The following is a 20,737-nucleotide window of genomic DNA, read 5'->3' as shown; positions in this document are numbered from 1 at the left end:
GGGGCTAGCCAAGGTAAAAAGTACCACTATAGATCAAGATTGACGGAAATCTAACGCCCATACGAACGGCTCTTCGGAGCCGTTTTCTCTTGATGTTGTATTCCATATAACGCCGATAGGATGCGGCGGGCAAACCGCTTAACCCGAACAACGTCAAACTGCCGCAGCTGAGCAACGGCGATTGGAGCAAGGTGGCGCAGCGGGTGGCCGGGCAATCGGTTATCAGCTCCAGCCTGAATACCGCCATCAATGGTGGCAGCTTCAAAGACAACTTGACCAATGCGCTGCTGGCGAACATCGGCAGCCAGGTTCAGGCCGAGGGCGCCAACCTGATTGGGGATAACGGCGACGTTCTGGGGGCGGCCGGGAAGTCAGTCAGCCATGCGGTTGTGGCAGGCATCGCTGCGGAAATCGGGCGCGGCGACGGTAAAGGGGCTGCTGCCGGGGCGCTGGCAGCGGAGCTGGCCGGCGTCGTGATGCAGAGCACGCTGTTTGAACCGGCCAATCTCAACGAAAAGGAACGCCAGCTTTACCGTCTGCAGGAAGCGTTAAACGGCAATGAAGTAAAAGAGCAAACGGCACGAGTGATCGGGGCTTTGACCGGGGCGTTGACAACGCATACGCCGGAAGGCGCCTACAGTGCTGCGGACAGCGCACAGTCGGTTTATCGCTACAACATGACCGAACATATGTTGATGCAGTATGCGCTGGATAATCAGAAAGATATTTTGGCCGCTGATAAAGGTGATGTTGCTGCGGCAAAACGTGTTGTGGCTCGCCGAGAAGCTGCCGCAATAGTGGCGACCGTAGGTGGCGGCGGTCTGGTACTTACTGCGGGGGGAATGACGCTGGTGGGAGCTGCGCCAGAATTGGTTCTGGCTGCACGATTGGCAATTGCCGGCTGTAAAACCAACCCCGCGCTTTGCCTGAACCAGGCCGGTATTTATGCGGCAGATATTGTGGCACCAGAGGCGATTATTGGTACTGGCGCCGTAACCACCGGCAGCACATTGATTCTGGGGAAAACCGAAGACAGCGTGAGGAAGTTGAGCCGACAGCTGGTGAACGCTTCCGATGAACTATACAAAACAAAAACGTTCAACACTCAGCCGGTTGCCGATTTTATCAAAGGAGAAACGGCAGCCGGGGCGAATCTGTCGACTAAAACGGCAGATTATCTACGGGACATGCAGAAGGTTAACACTAACCAGTTGGTCAAGGTGTTTGACCCGAAACAGAACGAAAGTAAGCTGAATGTGTTTGGTCAGCAGTTCGAGCAGGTTATGGGCGAAGGTGGATGCAATAAATATGGAACAACCAAGGTTTTTGCGACAGGAAAACTGTCAAGACAAGAAATCATCGACTACGCTCAGTCGCTAGCTGGAACGGTACCATTGGAAGAGAAGAAAACTCCGAAAGGCATGGTTTACTTTGCAAAAAAAGATGGAATGGTTATCAATCTTAGAGATTTTTCCAAAAGTGAGGATAGCACAAAGGCTCGATGGACGATTGAAATTATAAAAAATGAACAACTCAATAATCTACAGGGAAAAGTTAAAAAACCTATTGAAATTAAATTTAGGTAACTCATATGAAAATTACAGCTGAGGAATTTCTCGAATACAAGAATGCCTTAGAAGGTCATTCGATGAATGCTATCTGGCATGTGACTCTACCAGAGTGTTATGGCGAGGAACCAAGTTTTAGTCAAAGAAAATCATTTTTCTTTCAACTATTACAGATGCTACTTGAAGATGGGAAAATTAGGTTGGCTTCTCATGGTAAGTATCTTCGAGGCAGCACTAGTGAGCAAATATCGCTATTTAAACATGTTTTCCCCAAAAATCAGGAGGAAATGGATGCCGATGCCTTCGACGGATTCTGGTTTCTGACAGAGGAATGCCCCGGCGGCATCGTCTGGATCCATGACAGCGGCTACGAAGATTGGACCTGATCCGCACACAGAAACGGCTCTTCGCAGCCGTTTCTTTTTTTTAACGTCCCCGCCCCGTAACCCGCAACACCACCCCCACCAACAGCAGCGCGGCCCCCGAGGCATAGAGCGGGAACCAGCGCGTCCACCAGAGCGGGGAAAATAGCGGGGTGCTATTGGGATCTGCAGGCGCGTAGCCGCTATAGGTATTCAGACCGGCGGCGATGGCGAGCATCGCCAGGCCGATAAAAAGCAGCAGGTTTGAGACGGTTGTCATGGCATTTTTCCTTTGTAGAGGCAGAGGGTAACTCTTACTATCACTATTAATTATTGTTCGATTAATTATCTCGGATGAATATTATTTATTTCCGCATTCATCAGGCTATTTCCTGACGATAAAATAACATCCATTAATACTAGTCGCTTATTTTCCAATAAAAAACCCGCTTTCGCGGGTTTTCACTTTTTTCTCGCGAATTGTCACTTCACCAGCGGCTTATCATTGGGCGTTTTGAACTTCGCCAGATATTGCGGCTGGAAGATGCACATGCGCAGCACGGTGCGGTATTCGCCGTTGACGAAGAACTCGTCGATCAGCTCGCCTTCCACGTTGAATCCCAGCTTGCTGTAGATGTGGATCGCCTTCGGGTTCTCCTTGTCGACGATCAGGTACAGCTTGTACAGGTTCAGCACCGAGAAGCCATAGTCCATCGCCAAGCGGGCGGCGGTGCTGGCGTAGCCTTTGCCCTGGTGGGCGGGATCGATGATGATCTGGAACTCTGCGCGGCGGTGGATGTGATCGATCTCCACCAGCTCCACCAGGCCGACCTTGGCGCCTTCGTGCTCGATGATAAAGCGGCGCTCGCTCTGATCGTGGATGTGTTTATCGTAGAGATCGGAAAGCTCGACAAAGGCTTCGTAGGGTTCTTCAAACCAATAGCGCATAACGCTGGCGTTGTTGTCCATCTGGTGGACGAACGACAGATCGTCCCGTTCCAATGGGCGTAACCTGACGCTGGCAGTGCTGGACATGTGGGCTCCTCTGTGCCGTGAAATTGTGCAAAGTATAACTTCACAGAATGGATGAAGGCGAAAAAAAACGGCGCCGCATGGGCACCGTTTAGGCAAGGTTCAGGCTGCGCGCATCAGTCGGCGGCGTGACCCTGCTCAGGCAGGCGTTCGCCGTCCAGCCAGGCGGCGCCATCGCGCATCGCCAGGCGGCCGTCGACGAACCAGCTCACCACCAGCGGATAGATCGTGTGTTCCTGGGTTTGCACCCGTTCAACCACGTCATCCTCTTCGTCGTCAGCGAAAATCGGCACCTTGGCCTGCAAAATCACCGGGCCGCCGTCGAGCTGTTCGGTCACGAAGTGCACCGAGGTGCCGTGTTCGCTGTCGCCGTTGTCGATGGCCTGACGGTGGGTATGCAGGCCCGGGTATTTCGGCAGCAGGGAAGGGTGGATGTTCAGCAGGCGGCCGGCATAACGCTGCACGAACTGCGGGCTGAGGATGCGCATGTAGCCGGCCAGCACTACCAGATCGGGCTGGTACTGGTCGATAGCGTCCGCCAACGCGGCGTCGAACGCCGCGCGATCGGCGTAAGCCTTGGCATCCAACGCCTGGGCGGCGATGCCGGCCGCCTCGGCGCGCTGCAGGCCATAAGCCTGCGCCTTGTTGCTGAACACCGCCACGATCTCGGCGGTGATGCGGCCCTGCTGGCAGGCGTCAATCAGCGCCTGGAGATTGCTCCCCTGGCCGGAGACCAACACCACGATCTTTTTCATCAGTTGATGACCACTTGTTGTTCGTCGGAAGAGGCGGTCAGTTTACCGATTTTCCACGCTTTTTCACCTGCTGCGGTCAGCAGCGCGATGGCCGCTTCCACTTCGGCTTCCGGCAGGGCGATGACCATGCCTACGCCGCAGTTGAAGGTGCGGTACATTTCATGACGGCTGACGTTACCGGCCTGCTGCAGCCAGGTGAACACCGCCGGCCACTGCCAGCTGGCTTCGTCGATCACCGCCTGCATGCCTTCCGGCAGCACGCGTGGAATGTTTTCCCAGAAGCCGCCGCCGGTGAGGTGAGCGATGGCGTGGACGTCCGCCTTCTCGATCAGCTCCAGCACGGACTTCACGTAAATCTTGGTCGGCGCCAGCAGGTGGTCGGCCAGCGGTTTGCCTTCCAGCTGGGTGGCGGTCGGATCGGTGTTGCTCACTTCCAGGATTTTGCGCACCAGCGAGTAGCCGTTGGAGTGCGGGCCGGAAGCGCCCAGGGCGATCAGCGCGTCGCCGGGCTGCACTTTGCTGCCGTCGATGATCTCGGATTTTTCGACCACGCCGACGCAGAAACCGGCCACGTCGTAATCTTCGCCGTGGTACATGCCCGGCATTTCAGCGGTTTCGCCGCCCACCAGCGCACAGCCGGACTGTTTGCAGCCTTCGGCGATGCCGGTGATCACGCTGGCCGCGGTGTCCACATCCAGCTTGCCGGTCGCGTAGTAGTCGAGGAAGAACAGCGGCTCGGCGCCCTGAACCACCAGATCGTTGACGCACATCGCCACCAGATCGATGCCGATGGTGTCGTGGCGTTTCAGATCCATCGCCAGACGCAGCTTGGTGCCCACGCCGTCGGTACCGGAAACCAGCACCGGCTCGCGGTATTTCTGCGGCAACGCACACAGGGCGCCAAACCCGCCCAGACCGCCCATCACTTCCGGGCGACGGGTCTGTTTAACTACACCTTTGATGCGATCTACCAATGCGTTGCCTGCATCGATATCGACACCTGCGTCTTTATAGCTGAGAGAGGTTTTGTCGGTCACTGCGCGATTCCCCACGACGGTTTGCGGTTTGAAAACTGTGCTTCCGATGTTGATTCCGGAATAAGGCGCGGCAATTCTAACAGCGCAGGCAAACGTTTGCGAGCGGCTTGTGAACCGGCTCTGCTTTTTCGTCATCTATACTGATATTCAAACTTTTGTTGATCCCGATCGGGCTATTGTGGGTGGCGCGGCGAAAAAAAGGAGGTATAATCCCGCGATTTTTTTGGCCGCAACCACCTTAATAGGAGAAAAATGATGAAGATCGTTGAGGTGAAACACCCGCTGGTAAAACACAAGCTTGGCCTGATGCGCGAAAATGACATCAGCACCAAACGCTTCCGTGAGCTGGCCTCAGAAGTGGGTAGTTTACTGACCTATGAAGCGACCGCCGATCTGGAGACGGAAAAAGTCACCATCGAAGGCTGGTGCGGGCCAGTTGAAGTGGATCAGATCAAAGGGAAAAAGATTACCGTAGTGCCTATCCTGCGCGCAGGGCTGGGCATGATGGAAGGGGTGCTGGAGCACGTGCCGAGCGCGCGCATCAGCGTGGTGGGCGTTTACCGCGACGAAGAAACCCTGGAGCCGGTGCCGTACTTCCAGAAGCTGGTTTCCAACATCGAAGAGCGCATGGCGCTGGTCGTTGACCCGATGCTGGCCACCGGCGGTTCGATGATCGCCACTATCGATCTGCTGAAGAAAGCCGGCTGCCACAGCATCAAGGTGCTGGTCCTGGTGGCGGCGCCGGAAGGCATCGCCGCGCTGGAGAAAGCGCACCCGGACGTTGAGCTGTACACCGCCTCCATCGATCAGTGCCTGAACGACAAGGGCTACATCGTGCCTGGCCTGGGCGATGCGGGCGACAAGATATTTGGTACCAAGTAAACATTTGAGCCGACTTAATGAGTCGGCTTTTTTTTGACTAAAACCTATAAAACCAATAAACCGAGGAAAAGCACACATGACCCGTCGCGCCATCGGCGTCAGCGAGCGCCCGCCGCTGCTCCAGACCATTCCGCTCAGCTTCCAGCACCTGTTCGCCATGTTCGGCGCCACCGTGCTGGTGCCTATCCTGTTCAAGATCAACCCGGCGACCGTGCTGCTGTTCAACGGCATCGGCACGCTGCTGTATCTGTTCATCTGTAAAGGCAAGATCCCGGCCTACCTCGGTTCCAGCTTCGCGTTTATCTCGCCGGTGCTGCTGCTGTTGCCGCTCGGTTATGAAGTGGCGTTGGGCGGTTTCATCATGTGCGGCGTGCTGTTCTGCCTGGTGGCGCTGATCGTGAAAAAGGCCGGCACCGGCTGGCTGGACGTGATGTTCCCGCCGGCGGCGATGGGGGCGATCGTCGCCGTCATCGGGCTGGAACTGGCGGGCGTGGCGGCCAACATGGCGGGGCTGCTGCCGGCGGAAGGTACCAGCGCCGACTCGACCACCATCACCATTTCGCTGGTGACGCTGGCGGTCACGGTGCTCGGCTCGGTGCTGTTCCGCGGCTTCCTGGCAATTATCCCGATCCTGATCGGCGTGCTGGTGGGCTATGCGCTGTCGTTCTTCATGGGCGTGGTGGATTTGACCCCGATCCGCGAGGCACACTGGTTCGCGCTGCCAACCTTCTACACCCCGCGCTTTGAGTGGTTCGCCATCTTCACCATTCTGCCGGCGGCGCTGGTGGTGATCGCCGAGCACGTCGGCCACCTGGTGGTGACCGCCAACATCGTGAAAAAAGACCTGATCCGCGATCCGGGGCTGCACCGTTCGATGTTCGCCAACGGCATTTCGACGGTGTTCTCCGGCTTCTTCGGCTCCACGCCGAACACCACCTACGGCGAGAACATCGGCGTGATGGCTATCACCAAGGTCTACAGCACCTGGGTGATCGGCGGCGCGGCGGTGCTGGCGATCCTGCTGTCCTGCATCGGTAAACTGGCGGCGGCGATCCAGGCGGTGCCGGTGCCGGTGATGGGCGGCGTTTCCCTGCTGCTGTACGGCGTGATCGGCGCCTCGGGTATTCGCGTGCTGATCGAGTCCAAAGTGGATTACAACAAAGCGCAAAACCTGATTCTGACCTCGGTGATCCTGATCATCGGAGTGAGCGGCGCCAAGGTGCATATCGGCGCGGCGGAGCTGAAAGGCATGGCGCTGGCGACCATCGTCGGCATTGGCCTGAGCCTGCTGTTCAAGGTCATCAGCCTGTTCCGCAAGGAAGAAGAGGTGCTCGACGCGCCGGACGAACCGGCGGAGCAGAAGTAACGAAAAGGGCAGCCCAGGGGCTGCCCTTTTTATTCGTGTTTCTGCATTTATATCCGTTGGGATAAAGTAGCTGATAGCATTAACAACATCGGTTAAAAGGAAAGAGGGCATGGAGTACTACGGCTATATTTTGCTCAAATTTGTGATTGGCTTTGTCATTGTTATCACCCACCTGAACCTGTCGGGAAAGACCCAGCTATCGCAGATGACCCCAGTAGATTTTATCGGAAACTTTGTGCTCGGGGGCATTATTGGGGGCGTTATCTATAGCGACAGCATCCCCTTGTACCAGTATGTCGTTGTATTACTTATCGGTGTAGGGCTAATTTCTCTGTTGAATGCAATCAGTAAACACTGCAACTTCTTTCGTTCGGTCACTATAGGCAATCCGATACCAATTATAAAAAATGGCCGCTTTTTGATGGAAAATATTTTAGCCAAGAAAAATAAAATCGACATCTTGAACGTTTCCTCACAGCTGCATGCGCAGGGGATTCACGCCTTTCAGGAGATTGTCTATGCGCAAATTGAGCCGGGCGGCCAGATCACTGCGGTATGCGAGGGAAATGAACTGCCTTCAGTTATCATTATGAAAAATGGCAGGGCCAGGCCTTATGAGCTGCAGGAGATTAGTAAAGATGAGGAGTGGTTGAACCAAACTATCCGTGAACATGGCATAGAGCCGAAAGATATTTTTATTGCTGAGTTTTGGGACGGTAGGACAGCATTCATTCTTAATGACGGACGTATAGTTAAATAGTGAAAAAGGGGAGCCTCAGCTCCCCAATGTCATATTAGCTGCGAATTTTGCGGTACACGAACAGCACCACGATGGCGCCGATAACCGCTACCACGAAGCTGCCGAAGTTGAAGCCGTCAACCTTGCCGTAGCCGAAGAAGGTGCTGATATAGCCGCCGACCACGGCGCCGATGATCCCCAGCACAACGGTCAGGATAAAGCCGCCGCCGTCTTTACCGGGCATGATCCACTTAGCCAAAATACCGGCGATCAGGCCGAAGATAATCCAGGAAATAATCCCCATTTACTGCTCCTTTCTTTTGTGGCTGAGAATAGCTTACTGCTGGGTGGCCGGCTGCTTATTGCCGTTCACCGCCGCATCGGTCTCTTGTTTCAACTCTTGCGCTTTGTTTTCGGCGCTGTTCTTGATGGCTTCGGTCTTCGCCTTGGCCTGCTCGGTCAGATCGTTAGCGCCGTTGATGGCGTCGTTTTTGATGGCCTTGGCCTGATCCACCAGCTGCTGGCTTTGTTTGCCGGCGTCATCCTTGATCGCGGCGGCCTTGGCCTTGGCGTCGTTGGTGATGGCGTCGGCCTGCTTGGCGGCTTCATCTTTAATCGCCGAGGCTTTGTCCTTCAGCTGGTCAGCCTGCGTGGCGGCCTCTTTTTTGATTTCATCCGCCGTCGCTTTCGCCTTGTCCGTCAGATCGTCCGCTTTTTTCTGGGCGGCGTCTTTCATCTGCTCGGCGCTGTCTTTGGCTTTATCCAGGTTGGCGTCAACCTTGGAAGAGTCATCACAGCCGGCAACCAACAACCCGATAAAGGAGGCTAACAGCACTTTATTCCATACTTTCATCGTCTATATCCTTGCAGAAACCTTGTTGATGGTGATTGCGTTTTGCCTACCTATACTAGGTCAGGTTTTACTTAAATTACAAATTTAACCTGCTTAGGCATGGGGTTAGGGTTTGATATCAGACTATTCTTGCCGGTGAGGGAGCCGCAATCGATTAAACGGCGCTAAGGCATTGCTCACTATTGCGGCATAAGATCCTGCCGGTTCAACAGCGCCCGTTTTCTGTGTTAAACTGCCCGCGTTTTTCTGCCAGTTTTGGTTGAGGTGCTTCTCTGAATACGCCGGCACAGCTTTCACTGCCACTTTATCTTCCCGATGATGAAACTTTCGCCAGTTTTTATCCGGGCGAGAACCCATCCCTATTAGCCGCGATCCAATCCGCCGTCCGTCAGGAACATGGCAGCTATATCTATTTTTGGTCGCGTGAAGGCGGCGGGCGCAGCCATCTGCTGCATGCGGCCTGCGCCGAGCTTTCGCAGAAGGGGGAAGCGGTGGGCTATGTGCCGCTCGACAAACGCGCTTACTTCGTGCCCGAAGTGTTGGACGGCATGGAGCAGCTGGCGCTGGTTTGCATCGACAATATCGAATGCATCGCCGGCGACGAAGAGTGGGAGATGGCGATCTTCAACCTCTACAACCGCATCCTGGAAACCGGCCGCACCCGTTTGTTCATCACCGGGGATCGCCCGCCGCGCCAGCTGAACCTGCGTTTACCGGATCTGGCTTCGCGCCTGGACTGGGGGCAGATCTACAAGCTGCAGCCGCTGTCGGACGAAGAGAAACTGCTGGCGCTGCAGCTGCGCGGCAAACTGCGCGGCTTTGAGCTGCCGGAAGACGTGGGCCGCTTCCTGTTGAAACGGCTGGATCGCGAGATGCGCACGCTGTTTATGACCCTCGATCAGCTCGATCGTGCCTCGATCACCGCCCAGCGCAAGCTGACCATCCCGTTCGTTAAAGAGATCCTGGGGCTGTAGCGGCTACCGCAAAAGAAAGGGCGCGACAGTCCGCGCCCGAATTCGAATTTATAAAATCTCCAGCACCTGCTCCGGCGGCCGGCCGATACGCGCCTTGCTGCCTTTCACCACGATCGGGCGTTCGATCAGTTTCGGGTTCGCCGTCATCGCCGCCAGCAGCTGTTCTTCGCTCAGACTGTCGTCCGCCAGCTTCAATTCTTTGTACAGATCTTCTTTTTTGCGCATCAGATCGCGCGCGGATGTGAAGCCTAATTCTTTCAACAGCTTTTTCAGCTCATCGGCCGACGGGGGCGTTTCAAGATACAGCACCACCTTGGGATCGACACCGTGCTGCTCCAGCAGCGCCAGGGTTTCACGGCTCTTGGAGCAGCGCGGGTTGTGGTAAATCGTGACGTTTTTCATGGCGTTCATTCCTTGTTGAATCAGCTGCGCTGGTATTGGCGGAAGCGCTGTTGCAGTTGGCGCAGCTGGTCGATGCGCGCATCGTAGCGCGCCTGTTTCAGGCTGCCGAGTTTCTGCAGCGAGCTGGCATTGCTGAGCAGGCCGATGGCCTGATCGAGCCGGCCGGTCAGCGCCAGGCTTTCGGCGCGGGCCGACAGCTCTTCATCGCGCAGCCCCTGGGCGGCGCTGGCCTGCGCCAGCAGATCCCAGCCGTTCGGATCGTCCGGATGGGCAAAGGTATAGCGGTTCAGGATCTTCGAGGCCTGCGCCGGCTGGTTGCCTTCGACATAGGCATTGGCCAGGTTGAGCTGCAGCACCGGGTTGTTGTTCTGGGCGGCGTTGGCCGCCTGCAGGCGGGCGATGGCCTGTGGCGCGCGTTTCTGGCCGAGATCGATGTCGGTCATCAGGTCGATCAGCCAGACGTTTTTCGCATCCTGCGCCAGCATTGGTTGAATGATGTTGCGTGCGTCGTCGTATTTTTTCGCTTCATAGAACAGGATGGCGCGGCCGTATTTGGCGGCCGCCTGTTCGCGCACGTTGCCCTTGCTGAGTGAGCCGAGCAGCTCTTCGTTCAGGCCATAGCCTTCCGAGCTGTACATGCCCAGTGCGCGCACCTTGGCCATCAGGTAGTCCTGCGAAGACTGCACGATGTGTTTCGGCATCTGGTTGGCGCGGTTGCGCGCGTCGGAAAGGCGGCTGTCCGGCAAGGGGTGCGTCAGCAGCATTTCCGGCGGCTTGGAGGCATAGCGCGACTGATCCGAGAGTTTTTGCAGGAAGTCGGGCATCGCTTCGGGATCGAAACCGGCGCGCTGCAGCACCTGAATGCCGATGCGGTCGGCTTCCTGTTCGTTCGACTGGGTAAAACTGATCATGCCCTGCTGGGTGCCGGCCAGGGTGCCGCTCAGCGCCGCCATGCCCATGGTCGGGTTGGCCATCGCCAGCAGGATGGAGCCGAGTGCGCCCACCCAGGTCAGCGGGGCGTTGCGCTGCTGGTCTTCCATTGCGCGCGCCAGGTGGCGCTGGGTGACGTGCGAGATTTCGTGCGCCAGCACCGAAGCCAGTTGGCTTTCGTTGTCGCTGACGCGAAACAGCGCGGAATGCAGCACCACGTTGCCGCCGAAGAAGGCGAAGGCGTTGATCTCGTCGTTGCGCACCAGATAGAAATGGAACGGCGTGCGCACCGAATAAGCGCTGGCCACCAGTCGGTTGCCCAGCTGGTTGATGTACTGGCTCAGCAGCGGATCGTTGATCAGCGGGGCGCTGGCGCGCAGTTGGCGCACGTAGAAATCGCCCATCGCCAGCTCTTGTCCGATGCTCAGGGTGCCGCCGGCGGAGGTGCCCATATCCGGCAACTGGTCTTGGCTTTCCGCCTGTGCTGGCGCCAGGGCGGTGGCGTTCAGCGTGCCGAGCAGCAGCACCGCTAACGCGGTTTTGGTCAACCGGTTGGTCATAGTCAGGCGTTTCCCTTAAATAATCATTTCTAAGACGTCAGCAGCAGACAAGAGTTCTTTATTCCCACGGCGCAATCCGCGCGAAAGTGCGGCGGCTCACAAACCGCGGCGGCGGCACCCATCACATCATAGTCAGCCGCAGGCGACAAGGAAACGTTAGCCGGGCGCGAATCGGGCAAAAAAGTTTTATTTTTCATTTTGAAGGGCGCTTTCTGCGTCGCCGGCGGCGTGCATTGTCAATAAAACGCGGACAAAGTTGATCCGTGTTTTATTGACAAGATAAACGCAGACTCATATAGTCTGCGTTATTGAAGGTTCATTGACGGTCGAAAACGGACATATGGCGTACATCACAACCAGCGTTGAATATGGCATCCACTGCCTGCTGTGGCTGGTCGGCGATAACCAGCGCGCGCTCAGCAGCCGCGAACTCGCCGAGCTGCAGGGCATTTCCCCCAGCTTTCTGGCCAAGATTTTCCCCAAGCTGGAAAAGGCGGGGATCGTCGTCGCCAGCGAAGGGGTGCGCGGCGGCTACCGGCTGGCGCGCCCAGCGGATGAGATCAGTTTTCTGGCGATCATCGACGCCATCGAAGGGCACAAGCCGCTGTTCGATTGCCAGGAGGTGCGCGGGCGCTGCGCGGTGTTCGATGATTCCCCGCCGGATTGGGCGGTCTCCGGTAAATGCGCCATCCACGCGGTGATGCTGCAGGCGGAGAAGGCGATGCGCGATGCGCTGGCGGCGCAGACCCTTGGCGCCGTCGCGGCCCGCTTTGGCCGCAAGGCGCCGCAGGGCTTCTTCGGTGAGGTCAACCTCTGGCTCGATGAACGCATGACGGAACGCACCGCGCGCAGCGGCAAAACGGCGCGGGCCAAAACCTAACCACCGCCTTTCCTTAAAGCCAAACACACTTTTTCCCGCCTCTTCGGAAGGGGCGGGCGGGCCTTCTGCACCCTGCTACGGGAGCGGAACGGCATCGTTCATCCGAAAAAACTGCGGGCAGCCTTATCGCCCGGTTAACCCTGTATGAAGGAGTCATCCCATGACGCAGAAAATAGTGATTGCCGGTTCCGGTTTTGCCGGTTTTTGGGCCGCCGTGTCCGCCATGCGCGCCATTACCCTCGCCGGTAAGCATGACGATATCGAGGTGCTCATGGTCTCGCCGACGCCAACGGTCACCATCCGGCCGCGCCTGTATGAAGCGGTGCTGGAAAACATGAATCCGGACATTTCCGCGCAGCTCGCCGCCGTCGGCGTGCGCCACCTGGCCGGGGCGGTAGAGCGCATCGATGCCGCCGCCAAGACGCTCACGGTGGCGCAGGCGACGGGGGGATCCCTTGAGCTGGCCTACGACCGCCTGGTGTGGGCCACCGGCAGTCGGCTCTCCGTGCCTGCGGTGCCGGGCTTTGCCGAATACGGTTTCAACGTCGATACGCTGGAAAGCGCGCAGCGTTTGGATGCCCATATCAAAGCGCTGGCGGCCAAACCCTCGACGCCGGCGCGCAACACCGCCGTGGTGGTGGGCGCGGGGCTGACCGGGCTGGAGAGCGCGGCGGAGATGCCGCAGCGGCTGCGGGATGCGCTGGGCAAAGACGAGAACGTGCGTGTGGTGATCGTCGATAGCGCCCCGGAAGTGGGCGCCGGAATGGGCGCGGAGCCGGGGGCGGTGATTCGCCAGGCGCTGGCGGAGTGCGGCGTGGAAGCACGAGCCGGCCTGCGCGTCTCGGCTATCGACGCTGAGGGGGTGATGCTGTCGAACGGTGAGCGTATCGCCGCCAACACGGTGATCCTGGCAGCGGGCGTGCGGGCGCATCCGCTGACCGAGCAGATCCCCGGCGAGCGCGACGGCAGCGGTCGGGTGATCGGCGACGCCTTCCTGCGCGCGCCGGCGGCGGCGGGCATTTTCGTGACCGGCGATACGGTGAAGGCGGCGACCGACGATCTCGGCAATCACAACCTGATGACCTGCCAGCATGCGATGAGCCTTGGCCGGGTGGCCGGCCACAATGCGGCGGCGGAGCTGGCGGGGTTGCCGACTCACCCGTACAGCCAGCCGAAGTATGTGACCTGCCTGGACCTGGGGCCCTGGGGCGCGCTGTATACCGAAGGCTGGGAGCGCCAGGTGCGCTTTACCCGTCAGGAAGGCAAAAAGATTAAGCAGGAGATCAACACGCAGTGGATTTATCCACCGGCGGCGGATCGCGAGGCGCTGTTTGCCGTCGCCAATCCGGATTTCGTGATTGTGCCTTAAGGAAGTCAAAACGGGAGCGGCAACGCTCCCGTCGTCATTTTCCCAGCGGCAGGAACGAGCGCTCTGGCACCACGGTTTTCATCACCAGCGTGGAGCTCAGGCGCTGCACGCCCGGCAGAGCGGAGAGTTTCTCGTCGTAAAGCTGTTGGAAAGCGGGCAGATCGCGGGCGATCACGTGCAGCAGATAGTCCGGATCGCCAAACAGCCGCTGCGCCTGCACCACCTGTGGAATGTCCATCATGGCGTTTTCGAAGGTTTCAACGGCGCGGCGATCGCCTTCGCGCATGGTGACGAACACCAGGGCGGAAAAGTTATAGCCCAGGCTGCCGGGATCGAGCTGGGCGCGATAACCCCTGATCACCCCGGACTCCTCTAACGCCCGCACCCGGCGGTGGCAGGGAGAGACGCTCAACCCGATCCGCTCGGCCAGCTCGGTCACCGACAAACGCCCGTCGGCCTGCAGTTCAGCAAGAATCTTGCGATCAATCTTATCCATTTGGAAAAATTTCCCTGCTTATGCCGGTTTCAGGCAAGTAATTGAAAGCACATTTTAACGCCTTGAGGATATTCTTGCCATCTATTGAACGGTTTTGACGGCCGCCGCGGCAGGCGGAGGCCGTTCTTCTTCCAATCCAAGAGGAAAGCGCAATGGTTCTTTGTTCGGAATGGCGCGGCGCGTTTGAGAGGGGGCCGGCATGACGCTCGCTCTGTTCGCCGCTTTTTGGGCGGTGTCGATTTTGTTAGTGATCACGCCGGGTATGGATTGGGCCTATGTGATCTCGGCGGGCATTCGCGGGCGGGTCGTGGTGCCCGCCGTCGCCGGCTTGCTGTTTGGCCACCTGCTGATGATTGCGATCGTGGTGGCAGGCGTCGGCGCGCTGCTGGTCGGCAACCCGCTGGCGCTGACGGCGCTTACCTTGCTGGGGGCGGCTTATCTGTTGTGGATCGGTTTCAACATGCTGCTGCACCCGCCGGTGCCCGGCGCCGGTGAAGATCAGCGTTCCGATTCCTGGCTGCGCTGGGCCGGCAAGGGCGTGTGCGTCAGCGGGCTGAACCCCAAGGTGTTTCTGCTGTTTCTGGCGCTGCTGCCGCAGTTTACCGACGCCCGGGCCGAATGGTCGGTGCCGATGCAGATGCTGGCGTTGGGCGTGGTGCATTTGATCAGCTGCGGCCTGGTGTACCTGCTGGTGGGATTCGGTTCGCAGTCGGTGCTGCGCACGCGCCCGCAGGCTGCGAAGGTGGTGGGGCGCATCTCCGGCGCGGCGATGATCGTCATCGCCCTCGGGCTGCTGGCCGAGCAGGCGCTGAAATAGCGCCTTGAAAGGCCCGCTTGTGCGGGCCTGGCGGTATCAGGCTTTGACGGCGAGCAGCACCGATGAGGCTTTGATCAGGGCGATGGCGCGCGAACCGTTCTTCAGCGCCATCTCCTGCAGGCTTTCATTGGTGATCACCGACGTCAGCACAAAACCGGCATCCGCTTTGAGGTGCACGGTGCTGTTGACCGCGCCGTGCTCAACCGCAATCACTTCCCCGGCAAACTGGTTGCGGGCGGAAAAACGCAAACCGCAATCCTCCGTCGCCAGGATCACCCACGGCGCTTTAATCAGCGCGACGGCCTCTTTACCGATGGTTAATCCCAGCGACTGTTGGCTTTGTACCGTGACGATGGCCACCAGTTTTTCACCGCCCTGCAGGGTGATCTCCACTTCGTCATTGACGGCGCCTTTGGCGACGGCGGACACGGTACCGGCTAACTGGTTACGGGCTGAAACGGGCATAGATTCTCCTTGAAAGGGGCAAACGGTAAAATTTGTCGCCAGCATGGGCCCTAACCGCCGCGATTGCCAATGTCGCGGGGGAAGAGTGTGAACTGGGGCGGCCTTGCTGAAAAATTAACGTCGGTAGATGTCCGGTCGGGCGATCTGCCACACAAAATCGGGACAGTTGATGGCGGTATAGCCCACTTTTTCATAGAGCCAGGGGGCGGTGCTGGTGACCAGCATGATTCGCCGCAGCGTCGCCATCAGCGGATGGGCCTGGCAGCATTCCGCCAGCCACAGGCCCAACCCGCCTTTTTGATGCGCCTCCAGCACGTAAACGTCGCACAGATAGCCGAAGGTGGCGTAATCGGTGACCAGCCGGGCGAAACCGATTTGTCTGGTGCCGTGATACAAGCCGAAGCACAGGCTGTGGGAGAGGGACTGGCGAACGGTCTCTTTATCAATGCCCTCCGCCCATGACGAACGGGTCAGAAATGCATGAATGGCGTCAATATCCAGCAGGCTGGGCTCGGTGCTGACGAGATAGTCAGCACGCCGCCACTCCAGTGGGGCAGGGATTGTCATGAGGGTTCTTCTCCTGTTGTCTGCTTGTTTGCCGTTAAGTGTCTGTACGCAGGGTGAGGCAGTCTCTCGACGGTGTAAGGCGAGATAATCATGCCCGGCACCGCGGTCGATAGCTGACGTATTGGCTTTGATAATACGAGATACCGCCATGACTTTTAGAGAGCGAAGGAAAATAATTACGCTTGATTGCGTAAATAATAATGAGTATGTTTCTCATTCTCTTTGTTGTTCGCGGGCGCATGAAGGAGTTATTAGCCTGCATTAGCGTGATAGTTGATTCACAGGGAAACACTGAGACGCGCGGTGGCGCTCATTTCTCGTTATGAGAAAGCTCAAAACTAAACTGCAGAGCCCCCGTTAACGCCGTTTTAAATGGTCAAGGATTTCCCCGATGAAAATGAAAATCTCTGTGCTCGCCCTGCTGACGGGTATGGCGCTAAGCGGCTGCGCGCCGCACCAAACCACCTCCTCTTCCCCTGCCGTGCAACCTCTCGCGCCAGCGGCGCAATCCGACAGCGTCGTCAAACGCCAACTGGCTTATGGTTTGTATGAAATGGCGCTGACGCCAGGGGGAGATGCGCTGTACGTCGCCAGCGCCGAAAGTTTTAAAGATGTACAGGGGGGCGTGGTCTATAAGCTGGACGCCAAGACCCTGAAAACCCTTGGCACGACGCATACCGATCTGAAAAATTTCGCCATGCAGGCCTCTGCGGATGGAAAAACCCTTTATGTCAGCAATTCGCTGGACGGCGGTATCAGCGCAATCGGCGCCGCCGACGGTAAGGTGAAAGGACGTTTGTTGTTCAGCGAGCGCAATGAGAAAGGGTTGCCGTATGGTGCGCGCCAAATTCTGGCTCACAACAATACGCTGTATGTGGGGGCGGTGGCCGATCCGGCGCAAATTTGGGTGGTTGACGCCGAAACGCTCAAGCTGAAAACGCGCATTAAAAATACCGGCAAATGGATGACCGGCCTGCATTACTCCGAACAGACCCAACGTGTGTATGCCGCCAATGGCAGCGGCGAGATCCTGGTGATCAACCCGCGTTCCAATCGCATCGAGAAACGCTGGAAACCGTTGGGAGACCAACCGGCACTGCTGCTTAATATGGCTGAAGACGAGGCTACCGGTCGTTTGTTCGTCACTGACAACTCCAAGGCGAAGACCACGCTGGTCTTGGATATTCATACCGGAAAATTATTGAAGCGGCTTGATGTGGGCGACTCTTTGGCTGTCGTTTTCAATTCACGGCGCAATGAAATTTATATCTCGCAGCGTGAATCCGGCAATGTACTGAGCCTGGATGCGACGACCTATGCGGTGAAACAGCGCTGGGCGCTGCCGCCGAATCCAAACAGCTTGCTGTTGTCGGCAGATGGCCAGACATTGTTCGTTACTGTCAAACAACCGTTTAACAAAGATCATTCCACTCAGGGGCCGGACAGCGTGGTTCGCATCGCGTTGAATCAATAAGCCCCATCGGCTCGGCGACGGGCCATTTAACTTTTTATCCTCATTCATGAGTGAATTATGCACAACACCAGTACAACGAATTCCCCTTTACGCAAAACGCTGCTGGCTCTGGCTATCGGCGCGCTGAGCCAAGGCGCGCTGGCCGCAGACGGCGACGCCAAGAAAAACCAGGAGGACACCCTGGTCGTCCGGGCCGAAAAACACGCCGATTTCAACTCCGGCGGCAATGATTTGGTTCCCGCCTACCTGGATGGACAGGTTGCCCACGGCGGCCGCCTGGGAATGTTGGGCGAACAGAAAGCGATGGACGTCCCGTTCAACGTCATAGGTTATACCGCGAAGCTGGTACAGGATCAGCAGGCGAAGACCATCGCCGACGTGGTCAGCAACGACGCGGGTGTGCAGGCGGTGCAGGGATACGGTAACTTCGCCGAAACCTATCGCATCCGCGGTTTCTCACTGGACGGCGACGACATGACGATGGGCGGGCTGCCGGGCGTGGTGCCGCGTCAGGTGATGGATACCCAGATGCTGGAGCGGGTAGAGATCTTCAAAGGGGCGAACGCCTTGCTGAACGGCCTGGCTTCCAGCGGCGTTGGCGGCATGATCAATCTTGAACCGAAACGGGCGGAAGAAACGCCGACCACTCAGATCGGCCTCGACTACACCTCCGATTCTCAGGTGGGCGGCAAGCTGGATCTGGGCCGCCGTTTTGGTGACGACAACCAGTTTGGCGCTCGCGTCAACCTGGTACACCGAGAGGGGGAAACGGCGGTTGAGGATGATAAGCGGCGCACCACGCTGGCATCGGTCGGGCTGGACTATCGCGGCGATCGTTTCCGTTCATCGTTGGACTTCGGTTATCAGAAAAAGACCTTCCATGGCGGAACGATGGGGGTCAACATCAGCGGCATCGATGTGATACCCGCAGTGCCTGACACCCGTAAAAATTACAGTCAGCAGTGGGGCTACAGCGATATCGAGAACGAATTCGGCATGGCGAAAGCGGAATATGATTTAACCCGCGACTGGAAGGCCTATGCCGGGTTGGGTGCGCAGCACGGCCATGAAACCGGCGTTTACAGCGCACCGAAGCTCATCAACGCCAACGGCGATGCCACGGTTGGGCGTCTGGACACCAATCGCATCATCGACGCTTTCAGCGGCATGGCGGGGCTTGAGGGCAAGTTCACGACCTGGGCGGTTTCGCATCGGGTCAACGTCGGTTATTCCGCGCAGATTAAACGCGACAAAACCGCGTGGCGCATGTCTGCCAACAATCCGACGACCAATATCTACGATAACCATGATGTCGCAATACCGGACAACGCCTATTTCGGTGGCAACTACAGCGATCCGCTGACCACGGCGCGCAACCGGACGCAGGGCTGGTTGTTCAGCGATACGCTGGGCTTTTTCGGCGACCGGGTGTTGTTAACGGCGGCCGCGCGCCATCAGAAAGTGGTGGTGCGTAATTACAGCAACGCCACCGGTCTGGAGGATACCGCCTCTCGTTATACGCAAAGCCGTTGGATGCCGACGTTCGGGCTGGTCTACAAGCCGTGGGAAACGGTGTCGCTTTATGCCAACCATACCGAGGCCTTGCAGCCTGGCGGCATCGCGCCGAAAGAGGCGGCCAACTTCGGGCAAAGTACCGGTATCGCCCGTTCCAAGCAAAATGAAGTGGGGGTGAAAGTTGATTTCGAACGCGTGGGCGGCTCGTTGGCGCTGTTTGAAATCAAAAAGCCGGCCACCATGATCGACAGCAACAACTACTACACGTTGAACGGCGAACAACGCAACCGCGGCGTGGAGTTGAATGTGTTCGGCGAACCGGCATTCGGCCTGCGCCTTAACGGCAGCGCTACCTGGCTTTCGCCTGAGTTGACCAAAACCCAGGGCGGTCGTAACGATGGCAAAGACGCTATCGGCGTAGCGCACTTCTACGCGGTACTGGGAGCGGAATACGATATCAAGCCAATCGATGGCCTGACGGCAACGGCGAAAGTGCGGCATACCGGTTCGCAATATGCCGACTCTGCCAATACCAAAAAGCTCGATAGTTTCACGACCCTGGATCTCGGCCTTCGCTATCGCATGCGTTTGAATGAGGATCAAAACACGCTGGTATGGCGTGTGGGGTTGGACAACGTCACGAATGAGAAGTATTGGTCCGGCGTAGAAAGCAATGGCACTTACGTCTTCCAGGGACAGGCGAGGACGCTGAAAGCGTCGGTAACTTACGACTTCTAATCGATACAGAAACGACGGCGTCCCACATGCGATGGGACGCCGGTTCCTTTGCCACCGGGAGGGCGTTTTTCAGCATGACCGGTGGGTGAGTACGCTGATCAAATCCAGCGCGTCGTCCGCCGCCGCGATTTCGCTTTCGCTGAGCGCCTGTCGTTCGATGAAGCATTCGATAGCTTCCAACAGGGAGAAGACGCTGATTTCATCCCCTATCTTCACGACTTCGCAAACGCCACGCCCGATTGCCAGACAGATGGCTTCATCAAATTCACACGGTTTGCTGTTCATCTTTCCCCCTTACGGCATTTGGGATGATATCGGCCATGCTACCGGTTTTTGCTCGACGGCTGTCTGACGAAAATCCCATTTTTTCGTTGATGCTGACTGGCGCGCGATCTCGTGCATTGGCGAAATTCTGATTTCCTCACGGTGGTCAAATTTCCCTTGTGACCACCGTGTCGGCGCGGTATTGTCGCCAAATGACGACAATACCGCCTCATTGTCCGCATAAAAAATTCATGACGTTATCATCCCTTCATCCCGCTGCCGTGCGGGATTTTTTTATGAGGTTTATCTCAAAGTGCGGATAACCTCGATGCGATCGCTTGCCATGCTCTGAGAATAATCCTAGCTTGAAATAGTCATTTAGGGTTAGCAATCCCTCATGACCTCCTTGTAACACTTGATGCACCAGAACGTTTTCTCCCCCGCCCAGGCGGGGGTTTTTAATGACGTGCATCGGAAAAGGCCTTCAACGTAGAACCGACAGAGTTCGTGACGATAACCAGTTTAAGTATCAGGGGACGGGACTATGAAAAATGATCTGGCGGCGGCGATCGCGATTGGCTGTGTGTTGTTGTTCGCACTGGCGGTCGGTTCGCCCCTTTCTATCGGTACCTCGCTGTAATCTTCCGCGGCCCCGTCCGGGGCCGTTCACCCAGTCTGTCGCCGCGTCTGCG

Annotated in this window: 22 protein-coding genes and 1 pseudogene; 11 read left to right on the top strand and 12 right to left on the bottom strand. The window is 57.5% G+C overall.

What is annotated here, in order from left to right:
• Positions 1-119 precede the first annotated feature (119 nt).
• Together ACJ8QI_RS21615 and ACJ8QI_RS21610 are read left to right on the top strand one after the other, a co-directional pair.
• Positions 120-1,586, top strand: a pseudogene (locus tag ACJ8QI_RS21615) (DUF637 domain-containing protein); the annotation flags it as partial.
• Between the two features lie 5 nt (positions 1,587-1,591).
• Entirely contained in the window at positions 1,592-1,954 is a 363-nt protein-coding gene (locus ACJ8QI_RS21610) for a DUF596 domain-containing protein (RefSeq protein WP_047730111.1), read from the top strand.
• A 40-nt stretch (positions 1,955-1,994) separates the two neighbouring features.
• Here the strand turns inward: ACJ8QI_RS21610 and ACJ8QI_RS21605 are convergent, their stop codons facing one another.
• The 4 genes from ACJ8QI_RS21605 to purM all read right to left on the bottom strand — a co-directional run bounded on the left by ACJ8QI_RS21605 (position 1,995) and on the right by purM (position 4,754).
• Positions 1,995-2,210: a hypothetical protein gene (locus tag ACJ8QI_RS21605; RefSeq protein ID WP_197786669.1), complete on the bottom strand. Its 216-nt coding sequence runs from the start codon at positions 2,208-2,210 to the stop codon at positions 1,995-1,997.
• Positions 2,211-2,413: 203 nt separating this feature from the next.
• On the bottom strand, positions 2,414-2,965 hold the full coding sequence (gene speG / locus ACJ8QI_RS21600; RefSeq protein WP_004941631.1) for a spermidine N1-acetyltransferase: 552 nt from the start codon (positions 2,963-2,965) through the stop codon (positions 2,414-2,416).
• Positions 2,966-3,078: 113 nt separating this feature from the next.
• A complete protein-coding gene (gene purN, locus ACJ8QI_RS21595) occupies positions 3,079-3,717 on the bottom strand; it encodes a phosphoribosylglycinamide formyltransferase (RefSeq protein ID WP_084827288.1) in 639 nt (212 codons plus the stop codon).
• Complete coding sequence (purM, locus tag ACJ8QI_RS21590) at positions 3,717-4,754, bottom strand: phosphoribosylformylglycinamidine cyclo-ligase (RefSeq protein WP_100396713.1); 1,038 nt, start codon at positions 4,752-4,754, stop codon at positions 3,717-3,719. Before purM ends, purN begins: the two co-directional genes overlap by 1 nt.
• 255 nt (positions 4,755-5,009) lie before the next feature.
• On the opposite strand from purM, the gene upp reads away from it, so the two are divergent.
• The 3 genes from upp (at position 5,010) to ACJ8QI_RS21575 (ending at position 7,762) form a co-directional block, all read left to right on the top strand.
• On the top strand, positions 5,010-5,636 hold the full coding sequence (gene upp, locus ACJ8QI_RS21585; protein ID WP_004941642.1) for a uracil phosphoribosyltransferase: 627 nt from the start codon (positions 5,010-5,012) through the stop codon (positions 5,634-5,636).
• Positions 5,637-5,712: 76 nt separating this feature from the next.
• Positions 5,713-7,002, top strand: coding sequence for a uracil permease (uraA, locus tag ACJ8QI_RS21580; RefSeq protein WP_021504398.1), 1,290 nt, complete (start codon positions 5,713-5,715; stop codon positions 7,000-7,002).
• 109 nt (positions 7,003-7,111) lie between these two features.
• Positions 7,112-7,762 carry a DUF421 domain-containing protein gene (locus ACJ8QI_RS21575; protein ID WP_019452427.1) on the top strand — a complete coding sequence of 217 codons (651 nt, stop codon included), beginning with the start codon at positions 7,112-7,114 and terminating at the stop codon, positions 7,760-7,762.
• A gap of 34 nt (positions 7,763-7,796) precedes the next feature.
• Here ACJ8QI_RS21575 and ACJ8QI_RS21570 read toward each other — a convergent pair whose 3' ends face one another.
• Both ACJ8QI_RS21570 and ACJ8QI_RS21565 read right to left on the bottom strand, forming a co-directional pair.
• Positions 7,797-8,045, bottom strand: coding sequence for a GlsB/YeaQ/YmgE family stress response membrane protein (locus ACJ8QI_RS21570; RefSeq protein WP_016926728.1), 249 nt, complete (start codon positions 8,043-8,045; stop codon positions 7,797-7,799).
• Between the two features lie 33 nt (positions 8,046-8,078).
• On the bottom strand, positions 8,079-8,594 hold the full coding sequence (locus ACJ8QI_RS21565) for an E3 ubiquitin--protein ligase (protein ID WP_141967334.1): 516 nt from the start codon (positions 8,592-8,594) through the stop codon (positions 8,079-8,081).
• A gap of 272 nt (positions 8,595-8,866) precedes the next feature.
• Between ACJ8QI_RS21565 and hda the strand changes: the two genes are divergently transcribed.
• Positions 8,867-9,568, top strand: coding sequence for a DnaA inactivator Hda (gene hda / locus ACJ8QI_RS21560; protein ID WP_025159568.1), 702 nt, complete (start codon positions 8,867-8,869; stop codon positions 9,566-9,568).
• A 48-nt stretch (positions 9,569-9,616) separates the two neighbouring features.
• Here hda and arsC read toward each other — a convergent pair whose 3' ends face one another.
• Positions 9,617-9,970, bottom strand: coding sequence for an arsenate reductase (glutaredoxin) (arsC, locus tag ACJ8QI_RS21555; protein ID WP_033648817.1), 354 nt, complete (start codon positions 9,968-9,970; stop codon positions 9,617-9,619).
• A gap of 20 nt (positions 9,971-9,990) precedes the next feature.
• Positions 9,991-11,460 carry a beta-barrel assembly-enhancing protease gene (locus ACJ8QI_RS21550; protein ID WP_038873698.1) on the bottom strand — a complete coding sequence of 490 codons (1,470 nt, stop codon included), beginning with the start codon at positions 11,458-11,460 and terminating at the stop codon, positions 9,991-9,993.
• A gap of 340 nt (positions 11,461-11,800) precedes the next feature.
• On the opposite strand from ACJ8QI_RS21550, the gene ACJ8QI_RS21545 reads away from it, so the two are divergent.
• Together ACJ8QI_RS21545 and ACJ8QI_RS21540 are read left to right on the top strand one after the other, a co-directional pair.
• Positions 11,801-12,340: an RrF2 family transcriptional regulator gene (locus ACJ8QI_RS21545; RefSeq protein ID WP_038873797.1), complete on the top strand. Its 540-nt coding sequence runs from the start codon at positions 11,801-11,803 to the stop codon at positions 12,338-12,340.
• A 160-nt stretch (positions 12,341-12,500) separates the two neighbouring features.
• Positions 12,501-13,709, top strand: coding sequence for an NAD(P)/FAD-dependent oxidoreductase (locus ACJ8QI_RS21540; protein WP_142110345.1), 1,209 nt, complete (start codon positions 12,501-12,503; stop codon positions 13,707-13,709).
• A 34-nt stretch (positions 13,710-13,743) separates the two neighbouring features.
• Here the strand turns inward: ACJ8QI_RS21540 and ACJ8QI_RS21535 are convergent, their stop codons facing one another.
• Positions 13,744-14,205, bottom strand: a complete 462-nt coding sequence (locus tag ACJ8QI_RS21535) for an Lrp/AsnC family transcriptional regulator (RefSeq protein ID WP_033635506.1) — start codon at positions 14,203-14,205, stop codon at positions 13,744-13,746.
• Between the two features lie 199 nt (positions 14,206-14,404).
• On the opposite strand from ACJ8QI_RS21535, the gene ACJ8QI_RS21530 reads away from it, so the two are divergent.
• Complete coding sequence (locus ACJ8QI_RS21530) at positions 14,405-15,022, top strand: LysE family translocator (RefSeq protein ID WP_004941674.1); 618 nt, start codon at positions 14,405-14,407, stop codon at positions 15,020-15,022.
• A 36-nt stretch (positions 15,023-15,058) separates the two neighbouring features.
• On the opposite strand, the gene ACJ8QI_RS21525 is transcribed toward ACJ8QI_RS21530, so the two are convergent.
• Complete coding sequence (locus ACJ8QI_RS21525; RefSeq protein ID WP_038873689.1) at positions 15,059-15,487, bottom strand: TOBE domain-containing protein; 429 nt, start codon at positions 15,485-15,487, stop codon at positions 15,059-15,061.
• Positions 15,488-15,601: 114 nt separating this feature from the next.
• A complete protein-coding gene (locus ACJ8QI_RS21520; RefSeq protein WP_060424825.1) occupies positions 15,602-16,054 on the bottom strand; it encodes a GNAT family N-acetyltransferase in 453 nt (150 codons plus the stop codon).
• A gap of 391 nt (positions 16,055-16,445) precedes the next feature.
• Between ACJ8QI_RS21520 and ACJ8QI_RS21515 the strand changes: the two genes are divergently transcribed.
• Both ACJ8QI_RS21515 and ACJ8QI_RS21510 read left to right on the top strand, forming a co-directional pair.
• Complete coding sequence (locus ACJ8QI_RS21515; RefSeq protein WP_033644010.1) at positions 16,446-17,528, top strand: YncE family protein; 1,083 nt, start codon at positions 16,446-16,448, stop codon at positions 17,526-17,528.
• Positions 17,529-17,585: 57 nt separating this feature from the next.
• Complete coding sequence (locus ACJ8QI_RS21510; RefSeq protein ID WP_033644008.1) at positions 17,586-19,781, top strand: TonB-dependent receptor; 2,196 nt, start codon at positions 17,586-17,588, stop codon at positions 19,779-19,781.
• Positions 19,782-19,850: 69 nt separating this feature from the next.
• On the opposite strand, the gene ACJ8QI_RS21505 is transcribed toward ACJ8QI_RS21510, so the two are convergent.
• Complete coding sequence (locus ACJ8QI_RS21505) at positions 19,851-20,066, bottom strand: hypothetical protein (protein ID WP_033644007.1); 216 nt, start codon at positions 20,064-20,066, stop codon at positions 19,851-19,853.
• Between the last annotated feature and the right edge of the window lie 671 nt (positions 20,067-20,737).

This window comes from Serratia sp. CY84636 (assembly GCF_052166245.1).
Classification (GTDB): Bacteria; Pseudomonadota; Gammaproteobacteria; order Enterobacterales; family Enterobacteriaceae; genus Serratia; species Serratia nevei.
The sequence above is the reverse complement of the archived record's forward strand: the minus strand, read 5'-3'. Positions and strand labels throughout refer to the sequence as shown.

What these genes read in the sequence shown, in the direction of transcription:
- purN (WP_084827288.1), bottom strand. Translation starts at nt 3,717, where the DNA reads ATGAAAAAGATCGTGGTGTTGGTCTCCGGCCAGGGGAGCAATCTCCAG.
- ACJ8QI_RS21510 (WP_033644008.1), top strand. Translation starts at nt 17,586, where the DNA reads ATGCACAACACCAGTACAACGAATTCCCCTTTACGCAAAACGCTGCTG.
- ACJ8QI_RS21515 (WP_033644010.1), top strand. Translation starts at nt 16,446, where the DNA reads ATGAAAATGAAAATCTCTGTGCTCGCCCTGCTGACGGGTATGGCGCTA.
- ACJ8QI_RS21530 (WP_004941674.1), top strand. Translation starts at nt 14,405, where the DNA reads ATGACGCTCGCTCTGTTCGCCGCTTTTTGGGCGGTGTCGATTTTGTTA.
- ACJ8QI_RS21505 (WP_033644007.1), bottom strand. Translation starts at nt 20,066, where the DNA reads ATGAACAGCAAACCGTGTGAATTTGATGAAGCCATCTGTCTGGCAATC.
- ACJ8QI_RS21550 (WP_038873698.1), bottom strand. Translation starts at nt 11,460, where the DNA reads ATGACCAACCGGTTGACCAAAACCGCGTTAGCGGTGCTGCTGCTCGGC.
- ACJ8QI_RS21565 (WP_141967334.1), bottom strand. Translation starts at nt 8,594, where the DNA reads ATGAAAGTATGGAATAAAGTGCTGTTAGCCTCCTTTATCGGGTTGTTG.
- ACJ8QI_RS21545 (WP_038873797.1), top strand. Translation starts at nt 11,801, where the DNA reads ATGGCGTACATCACAACCAGCGTTGAATATGGCATCCACTGCCTGCTG.
- ACJ8QI_RS21520 (WP_060424825.1), bottom strand. Translation starts at nt 16,054, where the DNA reads ATGACAATCCCTGCCCCACTGGAGTGGCGGCGTGCTGACTATCTCGTC.
- ACJ8QI_RS21535 (WP_033635506.1), bottom strand. Translation starts at nt 14,205, where the DNA reads ATGGATAAGATTGATCGCAAGATTCTTGCTGAACTGCAGGCCGACGGG.
- ACJ8QI_RS21540 (WP_142110345.1), top strand. Translation starts at nt 12,501, where the DNA reads ATGACGCAGAAAATAGTGATTGCCGGTTCCGGTTTTGCCGGTTTTTGG.
- ACJ8QI_RS21605 (WP_197786669.1), bottom strand. Translation starts at nt 2,210, where the DNA reads ATGACAACCGTCTCAAACCTGCTGCTTTTTATCGGCCTGGCGATGCTC.
- speG (WP_004941631.1), bottom strand. Translation starts at nt 2,965, where the DNA reads ATGTCCAGCACTGCCAGCGTCAGGTTACGCCCATTGGAACGGGACGAT.
- ACJ8QI_RS21570 (WP_016926728.1), bottom strand. Translation starts at nt 8,045, where the DNA reads ATGGGGATTATTTCCTGGATTATCTTCGGCCTGATCGCCGGTATTTTG.
- ACJ8QI_RS21525 (WP_038873689.1), bottom strand. Translation starts at nt 15,487, where the DNA reads ATGCCCGTTTCAGCCCGTAACCAGTTAGCCGGTACCGTGTCCGCCGTC.
- ACJ8QI_RS21575 (WP_019452427.1), top strand. Translation starts at nt 7,112, where the DNA reads ATGGAGTACTACGGCTATATTTTGCTCAAATTTGTGATTGGCTTTGTC.
- ACJ8QI_RS21610 (WP_047730111.1), top strand. Translation starts at nt 1,592, where the DNA reads ATGAAAATTACAGCTGAGGAATTTCTCGAATACAAGAATGCCTTAGAA.
- uraA (WP_021504398.1), top strand. Translation starts at nt 5,713, where the DNA reads ATGACCCGTCGCGCCATCGGCGTCAGCGAGCGCCCGCCGCTGCTCCAG.
- upp (WP_004941642.1), top strand. Translation starts at nt 5,010, where the DNA reads ATGAAGATCGTTGAGGTGAAACACCCGCTGGTAAAACACAAGCTTGGC.
- arsC (WP_033648817.1), bottom strand. Translation starts at nt 9,970, where the DNA reads ATGAAAAACGTCACGATTTACCACAACCCGCGCTGCTCCAAGAGCCGT.